This window comes from Clostridium sp. D53t1_180928_C8, from assembly GCF_015667795.1.
GTDB lineage: Bacteria > Bacillota > Clostridia > Clostridiales > Clostridiaceae > Clostridium.
This window is the reverse complement of the sequence record NZ_JADPEL010000009.1, coordinates 62,993-79,799: the sequence shown is the minus strand read 5'-3', so window position 1 is coordinate 79,799 and position 16,807 is coordinate 62,993. Positions and strand designations below refer to the sequence as shown.

The following is a 16,807-nucleotide window of genomic DNA, read 5'->3' as shown; positions in this document are numbered from 1 at the left end:
TAAAAAATCAAAAAAATATATAAAAAATTAAAAGAAACTCAAAAATAAAATGAGTTTCTTTTTAATTTTATATTTTCTATTTTTTTATTTTTCTTATACCTGGATAAATTTCTTCTGTTAATTCTTCTAATTCTGTATCGTTATCTACTCCAAGTTCATCAAAGTAAACTATATTATCAAAGGCATCAACATAATCTTCGTTATTATCTAAGTTATTTAAAATATCATTATAATTTTCTAAAGTAAGCCCTTCTTCTTCTGAAGAGTTTTCAGAATCTTGTTTCTCTTCTTTTAAAGCTTCTAAAGCGTTTTTTAACTCTTCTTCAATAAATGCATTTTCTTCAACAGTTTTAGCTATATCATCAATATTGATGGCTCTAATATCGATACCATCTTCCTCTAAGCATTTTCCACAATTATCACAGATTTTCTTAGAAAATAAATCACAATAATCGTCTTCAGTATATTTATAAGTCATAAAATCACCACCTAGTTTTATTAACCTTATTATTCTATCAGTTATTTAATAATATTTCAATAATAAATATTATTATTATAAAGAACATAAGTTTGATATTGTATTTTGTATATGGTATAATATATTTAAATAAGTGAGGTGTTGAAAATGCGTGAAGTAAGCGAAAAACAAAATGAAATATATGAATTCTTAAAAACTTACACCGATAACAAAGGATACCCTCCTTCAGTAAGAGAAATTTGCGAAGCTGTAGGATTAAAATCTACATCATCAGTTCATGGCCATCTTAAACGTTTAGAAAGTAGAGGTTTAATAAAAAGAGATCCTACTAAACCAAGAGCGTTAGAGATAATAGATAATTCAGTAAAAAAAGAGATGGTTAACATTCCTATTATAGGAAAAGTAACTGCTGGTTTGCCGATATTAGCAAATGAAAATGTAGAGGATATATTCCCTATTCCACTTGATTATGTTAGTCATAATAAAGAATTATTTATGCTTAATATAAGTGGTGATAGTATGATTAATGCTGGAATATTTGATGGAGATTTAGCTATAATAGAAGAATGTAAAACAGCAAATAACGGTGAAATAGTTGTTGCATTAATAGAAAATGAAGCTACTATTAAAAGATTTTATAAAGAAAAAAATCATATTAGATTACAACCTGAAAATGATAACATGGAAGCTATCATAGTTGATGATTGCAAAATTTTAGGTAAATTAGTTGGGTTATTTAGGACATATTAATACTTAAGGAGTCATACAATATTGTATGACTCTTTTTATTTTAATTTAAGGTGTGTGATTATATGAAAATAGATTTAGGTAGATTCATAAAAAGAAAGGAAGACTATGATAGTGAAAATATAATATCCCCTATAAAAGATTACAATAGAGACAAATATCTAAATAGAAGGGTTTTTATACGAATACTCTTTACTTTAATTTATGGTTATGGATTTGGATATATGTTAGCTATAGAAGCTACTAATATACAAGAAATTAAAATAACTATCATAAATTTTATTGTTTTTTATATTTTAAGCTTTTATTTAATTCAAATTCCACATGAGTTTATTCATACTTTGTTTTATAAGAAACCATTTAAAAATAGAGGTAATACTTTAGTTTTTTTTAATAAAAAAAGAATTGTAACCTCTGAATTAAATGAAGAAATTCACTCTACTCTTCTATGTATTAGTTTAATTATACCATTTGTATTATTTTCTATTATGCCGTTAATAATAATGCAATATTTAGGACAATTTGATTTATACTTATATTCACTTTCATTTGCTAATGCAATACTATCATCAGATGATTTGCTTAATATAATTTTACAGTTTTTTGTTAAACCTAATGAACATGGATTAAAAAGATTATATGTTATACCTAATAATTATGATTATCTTATTGAAGTTAGTGATAACTTTGATGTTGATGTTAAAGAGGAAAATTTGCCTGAAGAGATTGCAGAAAGTAATTTAGATATTATTGTAAATGATAATTTGATAGATGAACAAGAGTCTATCATTAATACGGTTACTAATGAATTGACTGATGTTAATATTGATAATGAATTAGTTGATATTAATGAAAATGATAATAATCTTAAAGAGGAAATGGAGAATCATGATATTACTGAAATAGATAATAAAGATATTTCTATTGAAATGAATGGCTTACAAATAAATAATACAGATGAAATAAATGAGTTGCAAATAGATAGTACAGATAATGATGATAACTCTATAAATATTAATGTTGTTGATTTAGATCCTAGCAATAATAGTATATAAAAAAATAGGCTATATTTTTTATATAGCCTATTTTTAATAATTAAAGTATGTTATTTAATGAAATTAATATACCTATTTTAGCATGATCGAATGTTAAACCACCTTGTAGATATGCTATATAAGGTTCTCTTATAGGAGCATCAGCAGATAGTTCAATAGAAGAACCTTGAATAAAAGCACCTGCTGCCATTATAACTTCATCATTATATCCAGGCATTGCCCATGGTTCACATTCAACATAAGAATCAATTGGAGATCCTTTTTGAATTCCCTTACAGAATTTTATTAAATTTTCTCTATCATTAAACTTAATAGCTTGAATTATATCACTTCTCTTATCAGTATACTTAGGTAAAACTTCAAATCCAGCAATTTCCATTATCCTAGAACAGAATATAGCTCCTTTAAGGGCTTCCATAACGATATGAGGTGCTAGGAATAGTCCTTGATAAAGTTGTCTCATAACGCCAAATGTAGAGCCGCACTCCCCTCCTATTCCTGGAGTTGTTAATCTGTAAGCAGCTTGTTCTACATATTTTGCTTTACCAGCTACATATCCACCAGTTGGTGCTATTCCACCACCTAGATTTTTTATAAGAGATCCAGCAACTAAATCAGCTCCAACATCTGTAGGTTCAATTTTATCTATTAATTCTCCATAACAGTTATCTACGAAAACACATACATCACTTCTAATTTCTTTTATTTTAGAAATTATTTCTCCAATTTCAGAAACTAAGAATGATTTTCTCCAACCGTATCCAGTACTTCTTTGTATATGTACTAATTTAATTGTTAAATCTTCTTTAAGAACTTCAATAATTTTCTCAGTATCAAAAGTACCATTTTTTAAATCTACTTGTTTATAATTAACACCATACTCTTTTAATGAGCCTATGTTTTCTTTACCACTTATGCCAATTATGTTATGTAAAGTATCATAAGGAGCACCAGTAATACATACCATAGTATCTCCTGTTTTTAAATTACCCATTAGAGCACAACCAATGGCATGAGTACCATTTACGAAGTGAGGTCTAACTAATGCACTTTCTGTGTTGAAAATTCTTGCATATACTTTATCTAAAGTATCTCTACCAATATCATCATATCCATATCCAGATGAATTTGTAAAATGCATATCACTTATTCTTTCTTCTTGGAATGCACTTAGTACCTTTAATTGATTATACTCTCTTATTTCATCATAAATTTTAAATTGTTCTTCTACATCATTTAAAGCCTTCTTATATAATTCAAATACGTGTGGTTTAATGTTGTATGACTCCATCATTAACTTTTCTGTTTCTTTTAACATTAAAGTTCCTCCATTTTATAATATTTCATAATTATTATATATAATTATATATCAAATATAAAGTTTTTTATATCTAAAAATTAGAAAATTAAAAAAACTAGAGAAAAGGAACTGCTATATGCAGTTCCTAAAATGATTCATTATCTGTAAAAGATATAGGTTTTGATGGGGTTATTGTTGTAATTGAATGTTTATATACTAGCATTTGTTTTCCTTCACAATCTAAAACAACAGTAAAGTTATCGAAACATTTAACTGTTCCACGCAGTTGAAAACCATTAACTAAATAAATAGATACTAATGTTTTACTTTTTCTAGCGTTATTTAAGAAAATATCTTGTATATTATTGCTTTGTTTATTCATAATAACCACCTCCATGGCTAATAATTTATTTAAATATAATTATAAACCGTATTATTTATTTAAATCATCCACTATTATTTGAAGTATCTCATCATCAGATAATATATCTTTGTTTAAAAATTTAGCTCTTGGATCCTTTCTAAACCACGTTAATTGACGCTTTGCATAATTTCTAGAACCCTGTTTTATCATTTCTGTAGCCTCTTCTAAAGTTATGGAGTTTTCAAGATACAAAAGAACCTCTTTATAGCCTATTCCTTGCATTGCCTGCATAGAAGAATTATACCCATTTTCCTTTAATTTAATACATTCCTCTAGTAGTCCATTTTCGAACATTATATCTACTCTTCTATTTATTCGTTCATAAAGTTTTTCTCTATTCATATCTAAAACATAATAATGAACGTCATATTTGCCTTTGTAGAAATCTTCACCAGCATTAAAAGAACTAAAAGGTTTATTAGTTACTTTGTAAACTTCAAGAGCTCTAATTACCCTCTTCCTATTATTAGGATGAATTGAATTATAACTGATAGGATCAATTTCTTTTAACATATTGTGAATATAGTCATCACCATTAGATATTGCAAGTTCCTCTAATTCTTTTCTATACTCTTCATCATTTGTTGCATCAGTAAAGTTCATATTGCAAGTTAATGAATTAATATAAAGCCCTGTACCACCAGTTAAAATAGGAAGTTTATCTTCCAATAATAAAGTATCTATTATTGGAAGTGCTAAATCTTTAAAATCTACAACTGAAAATGGTTTATCAGGTGTTGTTACATCTAACATGTGATGCTTTACTCCATCCATTTCATCAAGAGTTATTTTTGCTGAACCAATGTCCATATATTTATATATTTGCATAGAATCAGTTGATACTATTTCTCCATTTAAATTCTTAGCTAATTCTATAGATAAAGCTGTTTTTCCTACTGCTGTAGGCCCAGCTAAAACTAGTATTTTATTTTTCATATTATAAACCTTTCTATACTATTCTTCTAAACTTTTTATCTAATTCATATTCAGTAAATTTAATTATTATAGGTCTTCCATGTGGACAGTTAAAAGGATTATCTATATATCTTAAATCAGATATAAGTTTCTCCATTTCTATTTGTGTTAAATAATCATTTGCTTTTACAGCAGCTTTGCAAGCCATTGTAGCAATTTTATTTAACTTAACTTCTACAGTTCTACCACTACCTAAGTTTTTTAAGTTATCAATTATACTTAATAAGAAGTTCTTAGCATCAAGTTTTCCTAAAAAATAAGGAACCTCTTTTAATGCTATTGTATTCCCTCCGAATTCTTCTATAACAAAACCTGAATTAGTAAATATCTCTATATTTTCTTTATAACACTCATAGTCATCTAAAGATAAATCAATTATACAAGGAATAAGTAATTGTTGTATTATTATCTCTTTAGTTTCAATATCTTTTACATACTTTTCATATAGTATTTTTTCATGAGCAGCATGCTGATCTATTATATAAAGTGTATCTAAATATTCAGCTAAAATATAGGTTTTGCTAAATTGGCCAATAATTCGCAAATCGGGAAACTTAGCTTTTTTCACTTCAGTTCCTTCAATAAATTCATTAGATGATTTTGTTGAAGATATAGATGAATTTGAATTACTAATATTTTCTGTAACAGGTAAAGTAGCTTTATAAGGGGTAAAACTATCTGTTGAGTAAGAATTATTAGTAGTATTTTCATTAATATTTGCATTATTTAATGATAACGGATTAGTATATTTTAAATCTTCTTTATCTATCTTATCATTAGAAGCGTTAATAATTTTATTCTTGTTTAATTCTTTTAATCTATTATATAAATCCTCTTCTTTAGCGACGTCCTGTATAGTAACATTATTATATATATCATTTATAGATGGTTCAATCTTGTTGGAAATAATCGGTTCATCTATAGTTTTACTATTATAAGGGGTATCTAAATCTAATTTTATTTCTTCAACTATATCTTCAACTACAAATCTATCTTCAGCTGAAAATGAATTGAAAATATCCTCTTTTAATGCACCGTGAACAGCATCAAATACTCTCTTATAAATAACCCTTTCATCTTTGAATTTTATCTCTGCTTTTGTAGGATGTATATTTACATCTATAGAGTCTGGCGATAAATCTATAAAAAGTACAAAGAAAGGAAATTTATTTACTGTAGAAAATGATTTAAATGCATTTTCTACAGCTGCTACGATTGTTTTATTTTTTATATATCTATTATTAACAAATATGCTTTCGTTGTTTCTAGAGCCTCTAGCGATGATTTCTTTACCTATATATCCATGAATCTTTAAAGTTTCATCTTCATATTCAAATGGTAATACATGTTCAGATATATTTTTCCCATAAATGGTTCTTATTACATTATTTAAATTACCATCTCCGTAAGTATGAAGTGTCTTTTTACCATTGTTAAATAGTTTAAAAGATATATTAGGATTCGATAAGGCTATTCTTAAAATAATATCATTAATTAAGCTACCTTCTCTTGAAGTAGATTTTAAAAATTTTCTTCTAGCTGGAACATTAAAAAATAAATCTTTAACTTCCATAACAGAACCGTTATTCATACCGATATCACTTAAAGATATTTTTTCTCCTGCTTCTAAAACTATTTCCTTACCAAAGTCACAATCTGAAGGCTTACTTCTAAATGTTAATTTAGACACAGAGGCTATAGATGGAAGAGCTTCACCTCTAAAGCCTAAGGTACTTATTGAATATATATCTTCAACAGTACTAATTTTAGAGGTAGCATGAGGTAGAAAAGCTTTTTCTATATCTAAATTGTGAACTCCAGATCCATCATCAATAACTCTTATAAGAGATATTCCACCCTCTTCTATCTCAATAGTTATATTTTTAGAGCTAGCATCTATAGAGTTTTCTAAAAGTTCTTTAACTACAGAGGAAGGACGCTCTACAACTTCCCCTGCAGCTATTTTATTAGATGTATGTTCATCTAATAGATTAATTCTTTTCATAGAGCACCTCCTATTTTAGCTTTTTTGCATCTTGGACTATTTTAAATAGTTTATTCATTGCATCTAAAGGTGTCATTGTCATAACTTCAATATCAGAAATTTCGTTAAGTAAAGCTTCTTTTTCAAGCATAGTGAAATCAATTTGTAAAATTTCATTGCTTTCCTTAACATGTATAGGATCATTAACTACTTTAATTTCTTCTTTAACTTTTTCTTCAATAATAGGTTTACTTATTGGTTCTTCTTTTGTTTCAACGACTTTACTTTTACTTTGTTCTGTTACTGCAGCTTCAAGAACTTTTTCACTTTCTTTATAATTATTGAATAATTTATCTATTTCAATTGATTTTTCATTTTCTAATTTAGCTAAAATATGCTTTGCCCTCTCTATTACTTCTAACGGTAATCCAGCAAGTTTAGCAACTTCGATACCATAAGATTGGTCTGCTCCACCTTCAACTATTTTTCTTAAGAAGATAACTTGCTCATCTGTTTCTTTAACAGCAACTGAGTAGTTTTTAACACCTTCAATAATTCCTTCTAATTTAGTTAATTCATGATAGTGAGTAGCAAATAAAGTTTTGCATTTTAAATCATTATTTTTAGATATATACTCTATAACAGACCAAGCAATACTTAATCCATCATAAGTTGAAGTACCTCTTCCTACTTCATCTAATAAAACTAAACTATTAGGTGTAGCATTTTTTAATATATTTGATACTTCCCACATTTCAACCATAAATGTTGATTTACCACCAGCTAAATCATCTGATGCACCTATTCTTGTAAATATTTTATCACAAACAGAGATATTAGCCTTTTTAGCGGGTACAAATGAACCTATTTGAGCCATAAGAGTTATTAAAGCAACCTGTCTCATATAAGTTGATTTACCAGCCATATTAGGACCTGTTATTAAAAGTAATCTATTATCTTGTTTATTAATACAAGTATTATTAGATACGAATTCACCGTTACCTATTACTTTTTCTACTACAGGATGTCTACCATCCTCTATTTCTATTACACCTTCATTGTTTATAGCAGGTCTAATATAATCATTATCAACAGCAACCTTAGCTAAAGTGGTAAGAGCATCTAATGATGATATTATATTAGCACTGTTTTTTAATCTTGGAATTTGAGCTTCTACCTTATCTCTTAATTCTACGAATAGTTCATATTCAAGAGCCATTAAGTGTTCATCAGCACCAAGAATTTTTTCTTCTACTACTTTAAGTTCTTCTGTAATATAACGTTCTGCATTAGCTAAAGTTTGCTTTCTTATATATCTTCCTTCTGGTATTAGATTATAATTTGCTTTAGATATTTCTATATAGTATCCAAATACTTTATTGTAGCCTATTTTTAAAGATTTAATTCCAGTAAACTCTCTTTCTTTACTTTCTAAAGAAGCAATCCATTGTTTACCGTTTAATTTGGCTTCTCTTAGCTCATCTACTTTGTCAGAATAACCAGTTCTTATGATATTACCTTCTTTAATAGAAGTGGCAGGATCGTCTAATAATGACTTTGAAAGCAATGTGCTTATATCTTCTAATACATCTAAGTTTTTATACCAATTACTTAATAAATTAGATTTACAAACAGACAATCTTTCTTTTATTTCGGGTAATTTTTTTAATGATATATTTAAAGATACTAAATCTTTAGCATTTACATTTTTATTAGATATTTTTCCTACTATTCTTTCAATATCATAAATATCTCTTAAAGCTTCTCTTAATTCTTCTGTAAAATAGATATTGTTAAATAATTCATCTACAGAATTTAATCTATTATCTATTTCATCTATATTAATTAAAGGTTCTTCTATCCATTTTCTTAATGCTCTTCCACCCATTGTAGTAGATGTTTTATCTAAAACCCAAATTAAGCTACCCTTTTTAGATTTTTCTTTAAGGTTTTCTGTTAATTCTAAATTTCTTCTAGAACTACTATCTATAGTCATATAATTAACTATGTCATAAGTCTCAAGAACATTTATATTAGAAAGGCTCATTTTTTGAGTATCTAATATATATTTTAATAATATAGAAGAGGCTGCTTTACTTCTTAAGTCTAATCCAACAACTTCTACTTCGCTAAATTGATTTATTAGTTCTTCATCAGTACAGTTGAAATTAAGAATATTTTTCTTTGTTATTAAAGCATTACTTATGTTATGAATTTCACTTAGTAATTCTTCATCAAAATTAATATCAACAATTACTTCTTTAGGTAATATTTTAGAAACTTCATCTAACAGTGTTGTTTTTAAATCCTTAAAGAAAGTTGTTTTAAATTCTCCAGTTGATATATCAGATGATGCAATTCCATAATATCCATCTTGATTATATATAGACATTATGTATGTATTTTTATATTCCTCATCTCCATTTCCTTCTGCAAATGTTCCGGGAGTAATAACCTTTATTACGTCTCTTTTAACTATTCCTTTAGCTTGAGCAGGATCTTCAACTTGCTCGCATATTCCAACTTTATAGCCTTTAGAAACTAGTCTAGATATATAATTTGCAGCAGCGTGAAAAGGAATTCCACACATAGGGGCTCTTTCTTCTAGGCCACATTCTCTACCAGTTAGAACTAATTCTAATTCTTTTGAAGCAGTTTTAGCATCTTCAAAGAACATTTCATAAAAGTCACCTAATCTATAGAAAAGGATACAATCTTGATATTTATCCTTTATATCCATATATTGTCTCATCATTGGGGTTAAACCCATGTTAATCACCTCAGTTGTATTTTTAATCTAACAATATAGCATTTTAGCCACTTTAAAGTACTTTTTTAATAATATACTATGAAAATATAGGGAATAAAATGAATATATTTTTTGACGTTTTGTGACGAAATCAAATTATTTTTGACGAATTTCTGACGAATTCAAAATATTAAGAACCAAGGAATAGCCTCAGTTCTTAACTAATAATATAAATATAAAATATATTAATACTAATAAAAATAATTTTTCTATATATCCATCTGTTTTTATTATTCTTATTCCATATCTTATTTTGATAAATGAATATAAAAACGAAACCTTATTTTAGTAAAACTATCTGCTGCAGTATATTTCCTATAAAATAGCCAATGCTTAAATTTAAATATATTATAGCAAAAAATATGCCACTAATAAATAAAAATAATAAACTATGAGCAATGGTTCTATGTTTGAATTTAAATTTAAAATCAAAATCTGGTGTAATTGACTCTAGGAAGGAGCCTATAATGCAAGTTATAGGCTCTAAATAAAATAGTTTAATTATTAATATTACACTTATTACTCTTATGCGTATATGTGTTCTTTTCATCTAAGCTTTCTAATATAGAATCTCTAAAATCATAATGTATATATATTTATCATCTTTTAGTATTGTTGAAATATCTAATTATGGATAATGGAAATTAATTTTAAATATTTTATTATTTTATGGTAAATAATAAAATGAGGTGATTTTTATACTTAAAAATAAATTGTTCAATTTAATAAAAGCATTATCCAAAATTGATTCAGAATCATCAGACTTTAATGAATTACAGGGTACATATACGATACGGTATTCCTTGTTTGATTCAATTGAGTATATATCATTAACCTATAAAGATATAATTATTACGTTTTATGAAGAAAATAAAAGAATTACTGTAAATTTAACTCCTGTAGAAAAAAATATTGTATTAGAAGAAGATCTAATTAAAAATTTATCTAAGCTAGGAATTATTAATTTAGATGATTATGATAAAGAAAGGTACTATGCACGTAAAGATTATTACATTTATGACTATGATATTTACTGTGATTACTGCATTTTAAGTGATTCTAATTATTGTGAAATTCTTAACTTTAAATATACAATAAAAAAAGGATATGAAGATTTAGTAAAAGTTTTAACTACTATTTTTAAAGGCTCAGAATTAGGTACTTTATTAAAAAATACTTAATAAAATATTTTTTTATGTTTATTTTTAATTTTATTGGTCATAATTAAGATATCCATTCCGGTGATACAATAAAATAATTAACAATAGAGCTAGTTACAAATTGTAGCTAGTTTTATTTTGAATTTTGTAGAGCGGATCTTTGGTTGGTTGTAAAAACATGCTATAATTATAAAAACAAACGTTTGAAATTACTATAAATATTAGAAAGTATGTAGTATATAAAATAAAAAATATATTATTCAATAGAAAGATTCTAATGAAAATTATAATTGATGGTGTTATAGTAGTTGATATTATAAATGGTCTACTAAAGATTTAAGACGTGATAATAGTTGTAAGGGTTCTATTTGTAGATAGAAGTTAATGTGTGTTATAAATATATTTACTCCCAAAAAGCTAGATACCAATTAATAGTATCTAGCTTTTTTATTTTTTAGGTATTTTAATAACGAATTCAGTAAATAACTCATCACTATATACTTCTATAGTTCCACCATTCTTTTCTACAATATCTTTCACTATTGGAAGCCCAAAGCCGTTATCCTTATTTTTATTCGCTTTAGTTGAAACTCCTACTTGAAATATTTTATCAATTATATTTTCTTCAATCTTAGGACCATCGTTTTTAATCTTTATTATACTAAAATTTGAACTAAAGTTTGTTTTAATTTCTATAGTTCCAATTCCATTCATAGCTGTAACAGCATTTCTTAATATATTAGATATAATTCTTTGATAATCTAATTCTGATACATCAATATCATTAAAATCTATTTCATCATTAATAATAACATTAATTCCTCTATGCTCTATTCCATTAACTATATCTAATATAATAGAATTAGAATTATTCATTCTTTCAACTTCTGATAATATAATATTATTACCATTAATTATCCCCTTCAAATAATCGCTTAATTTCTCATATTCATTCATAAGATATAATCTATATAAATAAGAAATTTCAGCTTTACAATTATCATTAAATTTCTTAAGTTCATTAATTCTTTCTTCTAAAGAATTATTTAACTTAAGAATTTCTCTAGCTTTTTTATCTATATGTATGAAATAAATGGTAATTGTCAATATAAATATACCTAGTAAAATAAATATTATTTCTTTAAATAGAGGATTGTCTAAATCATGTATAATACCGTTATATGACATTATAAAATCAATTACTATAGAAATAATAATTAACGAAAATATTGAAAAACTTCTACTTCTAATATTTCTATAAACTTTATAGATTTTACTTTTATATTTTAATATAAAATATGTCATTATATATTGTGGTAAATACATAACTAGTACATTTGCTATTTCAGTATAATTTTCGAATATATTATAATTAACATACGTAAAAAAACTGTTGCTACATATTATAAGATTTGATATTATGCATACTTGAACTATATTGAATGCAATTATTGCTCCTAATGAATCTTCATTAAAAATTATTGAAACAGTTATTAATAATATCGCATGCAAGAATATGGCTCCTAAACTTGAATTTCCCATGATATTGGTTGTAATTTGTATTATAATCCATAGTATAAATATACTTCTAATTATTTCTTTTTTGCTTTTTCTATATCGTGGTATAATACAATAGTTTGGAACTAATATAAACATAAAACACTGTAAAATTGAATTTATTGAGTCTACTATATTAAAATTCACTTTAATAAAAACCTATTTATCTTATTTTTTTTATTGATTCAGGCATATCTTCATTTCCTATCATAAATGCTGATGCAGTACCTACATTTACAAAAACAGTTGTTAACATAAGCAAAAACTCACCAATATATTTTTTCATTTTAACCTCTCTCCTTTTACACTTTTATACATTATATCCATAATTATATCATATTACTTTATTTTTTCAATTGTTTTTGCGTATTATTTGTTATTTTTATAATTTTTACCATAGTTATAAAGGAGAAAATAGATATTGTACTGAACTACAAAAAAGCAATAAAAACATTTTTTTTTTAATAAAAAGGCTAGTAAGTAAGATTTTTCCCATCTACTAGCCTTTTCATTATTTAATTTATTTTTATAAAATAAAAGAGGGCTATTGCCTCTAAAGATTACTCTGATTTAATTGACTCTTCCATTGTAGAATATATGGGAAATGAAATCATATTAGAAGATAAAATTACATATTGTGCCAATTCCCATCATATAATTACTTTATTTCTTTTATCTCCCAAAACAGATGAGATTCAAAGATGACATTAAGCATATTGCTTTATAAATTCATAAATTTTATAAGCAATTATTTCGTGACCCTTTTCGTTAGGATGTATTCCATCACCCTCAAGAGACTGTTTACAACTAAAAAACTCCTTATTATTTGACGATATCCAAGGTCTTAAACCACTATTATGATATAAGTCTAAAAATGGTATTGAATAGTTTTCACAAACTTCTTTTGAGGCTTTTAGCCAATCTTCATACCAACCATTTTTACCCCAACAAATTCCTAAATCACTTGTTTGATTTCTAGGTGTAGAGGAACACACTATTATAGGCTTATTAGGGTATTTTTTAATTAATCCCTCAATAAATAATTTCCAAGCGCCATATACAGTATTTCTAGTGGAATCTCCAAAAGTACCCAGTTCTGTCAAGGAACCATTTCCACCAGTACCATCATTCATATTTCCCATATATAAAATATAATCACAGTCAACAGTGAATTCATTTAATCTATCTAAAGCACCAAGATTTCCATCTCTTGGTCTAACTAAACCAGTTCCACTTTTACCTTCGTTTATTACTGCTCCAAATTTTAGCCATTCTTGAATATAACTATGATAGTTTCTAGTGGTTCTAAAATTAACTTCTGTTATGCTATCTCCAATTACTAATAATTTTTTACCCTCAAATCGTGTAAATGGAGTTTCAAAATTTAAGTTAGGGGATTTTATACATCTATTAAAACAAATTTTCCTAATTTCACTAAATACAGTAGGAATAATATCACCTTCAATCATCATATATTCTTTATAATCTATTGTTAATTTAGTTTTTTTATACTATTCTTTCTTTACTTTTAACACTTTTTCCTTGTGCTTTTCTCTATATTTTTTACCTTCTATACTTGTCCCTTCTTTTCTAAAAAAATCTCTTATAAAAGAATAGGTGTAAAATTTCTCCATTTTAAATACCCCAAAATCTATTATAATTGGATTAGATCTATATTTTTATTAATATACTTTAATACATTTCATTCATAGATAAATTAAATTATAAAAGAGGTTGTTATAGTTAATATAGGAATATTATAAAAAGGATAACTCCTATATAGAAGTTATCCTAAAAAATTATTTAATTGCTTCACCAATTAGAGAGAAGTTTTGAGCCTTAGTAACTTTAACATTTACTATGTCACCAACATTTACTCCTTCTCCAGAGAAATTAACTAATCTACCATTTCTAGTTCTACCTGAAAGCTTACTTTCATCATTTTTGCTAGTACCTTCAACTAATACTTCAACAACTTTACCATCATAAGCTTTATTCTTAGCTATAACGCCATTATTAACAGCTTCTACTAATCTATTAAATCTATGATGTTTATCCTCTTCAGAAACTTGATCTAACATCATATCAGCAGGTGTATTATTTCTTCTAGAATATATAAATGTAAAGGCTGAATCATATTGAACTTCCTTTACTAGATTTAAAGTATCTAAGAAATCTTCTTCAGTTTCTCCAGGGAATCCAACAATTATATCTGTTGTTATTGCAACATCTGGAATTTCTTGCTTAATTTTATTTACTAAAGACATATAGTATTCTCTTGTATAGTGTCTATTCATTTTCTTTAATATTCTATCAGATCCACTTTGTACAGGTAAGTGAATTTGCTCACATAGTTTACCACATTCTTTAACAGCTTTAATAACATCATCATTTAAATCTTTAGGATGAGATGTCATAAATCTAACTCTTTCTAAACCTTCTATTTCATTAATCATTCTTAAAAGCTCTGCAAATGAAACTTCTTTTTCAAGACCTTTTCCATAAGAGTTTACGTTTTGACCTAAAAGAGTTATTTCTTTATACCCAGTTGAAACTAATTCTTTTATTTCATTTATTATATCTTCAGGTTTTCTTGATCTTTCTCTACCTCTTACAAATGGTACTATACAATAAGTACAGAAATTGTTACATCCATACATTATAGTAACAAATGCTTTTACATCACTTTGTCTATCTATAGGTAGACCTTCAACTATTTCTTCTTCTTTATTGAATATTTCTTTTATTTGAACACCTTCTGTTCTTACTCTGTTTAAATATTCAGGGAATTTATATGCATTATGAGTTCCGAATATAATATTAACATATGGGAATTGCTTTAATATTTTATCTGCCATTCCCTCTTGTTGCATCATGCAACCACATATACCAATTATTAAATCAGGATTTTTTTCTTTTAATTTTTTTAATTGACCTAAGTTACCAAATACTTTATTTTCAGCATTTTCTCTAACACAACAAGTGTTGTATAAAATTATTCCAGCTTCATTTTTTTCTTCAGTTCTTGTATATCCAAGTCTTTTAAGCATGCCTGAAAGTTTTTCTGAATCCTCTTCATTCATTTGGCAGCCCCAAGTTTCTATATAATACTTTAATGATTTACTATTTAGTTCGTTAGCCATAACTATTTCCTCCATTGTTATTTATATAATCAATTCTCAATGTATTATAACATATAATTTTGTATAAAATAAAGTGTTAAGAGTTATCTATCTATATTATTTAAATTATTAACAAAAAATACCGTATTATTCAAAAATGAATAATATGGTATTTAAATAATTAATCAGTTAATTTACTTATTATGAATAATTTATTATCTCTCCCACCTATTAATTATAGATTTAGGGGTGAAGCCTATCCAATTATATAGTTTTAACGCACTATAATTAGTTTCTTCAACTCTTATAAATAATTCATCAATATTCATATCCTTTGCTTTATGAATTAAAGAATTCAACAAAATTTTACCAAAACCAAAATTTCTAAACTCTTTAATAATTCCAAAGTTAACAACAGTATACATATCCCTGTTGTAAATTATTTGACCATAGCCAATAGCTACATTATTTATTTTAATAAAAATAGATAAATCTTCTATATAATAATCTTGTTGTATATCATTTTCTATATCTTCAATTTCTAATGGAATCCTAGTAGATGCTGAAAAAATAGAGTTTTGTAATTTACATCGTAATTCTTCATCTTTATTTAAAATAACTTTTTCTATAGATATTTTAATATTAGCCATATTAGAATTATATAATATATTTATTTTCTCTAATAAATAAGAATTACCTTTTAATGAAGATAATAGTTTATCTGTTTGTTGTTCTTTAGTATAGTTCTTTAAATCCATACTCATCAAAATTGAAGGTTTAACCTTTTTAAAGCCTAATTTTGAAAGCATTTCATTATTAGTTTCATCATCACAAGTTTCATAAGAGAGAACGCTATTATTAAAGCTATTTAAAATATCAGATGATAATAAGTTTAAATATTCTGGTTTAACATATAATGACCAGACACGGACAGGAATTTCTACAGGAACTTCATACCATATATAACCTATAACTTTTTTATTATAAATAAATAGTTTAACAAATTTTTTTAGAAAAATTTTTAAAAAGAATTTTTCATTTTCATAGTATTCAAAAAAGTTTTTATCATAGCTTTCCTTGCTGAATCTCTCTAAATTTAAAGTTTTAAAATTCTCAAAATTATTACTAGACAACCTTTCTAACAATACCATATTTAACCCCTAATTTTAATTTTCTCATAACCCTTTTATAAAAAT

The 16,807-nt window shown here is 25.8% G+C and carries 15 protein-coding genes; 3 read left to right on the top strand and 12 right to left on the bottom strand.

Annotated elements, in window-relative coordinates; genetic code table 11:
- Positions 1 to 76: 76 nt before the first annotated feature.
- Positions 77 to 478: a hypothetical protein gene (locus I4V51_RS08425; protein ID WP_195987946.1), complete on the bottom strand. Its 402-nt coding sequence runs from the start codon at positions 476 to 478 to the stop codon at positions 77 to 79.
- 141 nt (positions 479 to 619) lie between these two features.
- Between I4V51_RS08425 and lexA the strand changes: the two genes are divergently transcribed.
- Both lexA and I4V51_RS08415 read left to right on the top strand, forming a co-directional pair.
- Complete coding sequence (gene lexA / locus I4V51_RS08420) at positions 620 to 1,228, top strand: transcriptional repressor LexA (RefSeq protein ID WP_243281454.1); 609 nt, start codon at positions 620 to 622, stop codon at positions 1,226 to 1,228.
- Positions 1,229 to 1,290: 62 nt separating this feature from the next.
- The gene (locus I4V51_RS08415; protein ID WP_195987943.1) at positions 1,291 to 2,280 is read left to right on the top strand and encodes a DUF3267 domain-containing protein; all 990 of its coding nucleotides are present in this window, start codon (positions 1,291 to 1,293) and stop codon (positions 2,278 to 2,280) included.
- 40 nt (positions 2,281 to 2,320) lie between these two features.
- Here I4V51_RS08415 and I4V51_RS08410 read toward each other — a convergent pair whose 3' ends face one another.
- The 5 genes from I4V51_RS08410 to mutS all read right to left on the bottom strand — a co-directional run bounded on the left by I4V51_RS08410 (position 2,321) and on the right by mutS (position 9,733).
- Complete coding sequence (locus tag I4V51_RS08410; RefSeq protein WP_195987941.1) at positions 2,321 to 3,598, bottom strand: methionine gamma-lyase family protein; 1,278 nt, start codon at positions 3,596 to 3,598, stop codon at positions 2,321 to 2,323.
- 127 nt (positions 3,599 to 3,725) lie between these two features.
- Positions 3,726 to 3,962, bottom strand: coding sequence for an RNA chaperone Hfq (gene hfq / locus I4V51_RS08405; RefSeq protein WP_195987939.1), 237 nt, complete (start codon positions 3,960 to 3,962; stop codon positions 3,726 to 3,728).
- A gap of 51 nt (positions 3,963 to 4,013) precedes the next feature.
- Positions 4,014 to 4,940, bottom strand: a complete 927-nt coding sequence (miaA, locus tag I4V51_RS08400) for a tRNA (adenosine(37)-N6)-dimethylallyltransferase MiaA (protein WP_195987933.1) — start codon at positions 4,938 to 4,940, stop codon at positions 4,014 to 4,016.
- 13 nt (positions 4,941 to 4,953) lie between these two features.
- Positions 4,954 to 6,984, bottom strand: a complete 2,031-nt coding sequence (gene mutL / locus I4V51_RS08395; protein WP_195987931.1) for a DNA mismatch repair endonuclease MutL — start codon at positions 6,982 to 6,984, stop codon at positions 4,954 to 4,956.
- A gap of 10 nt (positions 6,985 to 6,994) precedes the next feature.
- Positions 6,995 to 9,733, bottom strand: a complete 2,739-nt coding sequence (gene mutS / locus I4V51_RS08390) for a DNA mismatch repair protein MutS (protein WP_195987929.1) — start codon at positions 9,731 to 9,733, stop codon at positions 6,995 to 6,997.
- A gap of 842 nt (positions 9,734 to 10,575) precedes the next feature.
- Here mutS and I4V51_RS08385 point away from each other — a divergent pair.
- Positions 10,576 to 10,953, top strand: a complete 378-nt coding sequence (locus I4V51_RS08385) for a hypothetical protein (RefSeq protein WP_195987927.1) — start codon at positions 10,576 to 10,578, stop codon at positions 10,951 to 10,953.
- A gap of 426 nt (positions 10,954 to 11,379) precedes the next feature.
- On the opposite strand, the gene I4V51_RS08380 is transcribed toward I4V51_RS08385, so the two are convergent.
- From I4V51_RS08380 to I4V51_RS08365, 6 genes are all read right to left on the bottom strand, one after another.
- Positions 11,380 to 12,588: an ATP-binding protein gene (locus I4V51_RS08380; RefSeq protein WP_195987924.1), complete on the bottom strand. Its 1,209-nt coding sequence runs from the start codon at positions 12,586 to 12,588 to the stop codon at positions 11,380 to 11,382.
- Between the two features lie 64 nt (positions 12,589 to 12,652).
- Positions 12,653 to 12,775, bottom strand: coding sequence for a hypothetical protein (locus I4V51_RS21370; protein WP_279325447.1), 123 nt, complete (start codon positions 12,773 to 12,775; stop codon positions 12,653 to 12,655).
- Positions 12,776 to 13,196: 421 nt separating this feature from the next.
- Positions 13,197 to 13,961, bottom strand: coding sequence for an SGNH/GDSL hydrolase family protein (locus I4V51_RS08375; protein ID WP_195987923.1), 765 nt, complete (start codon positions 13,959 to 13,961; stop codon positions 13,197 to 13,199).
- A 39-nt stretch (positions 13,962 to 14,000) separates the two neighbouring features.
- Complete coding sequence (locus I4V51_RS21365) at positions 14,001 to 14,123, bottom strand: hypothetical protein (RefSeq protein ID WP_279325446.1); 123 nt, start codon at positions 14,121 to 14,123, stop codon at positions 14,001 to 14,003.
- Between the two features lie 165 nt (positions 14,124 to 14,288).
- Complete coding sequence (miaB, locus tag I4V51_RS08370; RefSeq protein ID WP_195987921.1) at positions 14,289 to 15,632, bottom strand: tRNA (N6-isopentenyl adenosine(37)-C2)-methylthiotransferase MiaB; 1,344 nt, start codon at positions 15,630 to 15,632, stop codon at positions 14,289 to 14,291.
- A 194-nt stretch (positions 15,633 to 15,826) separates the two neighbouring features.
- Positions 15,827 to 16,762, bottom strand: a complete 936-nt coding sequence (locus tag I4V51_RS08365) for a GNAT family N-acetyltransferase (RefSeq protein ID WP_195987919.1) — start codon at positions 16,760 to 16,762, stop codon at positions 15,827 to 15,829.
- Positions 16,763 to 16,807 lie beyond the last annotated feature (45 nt).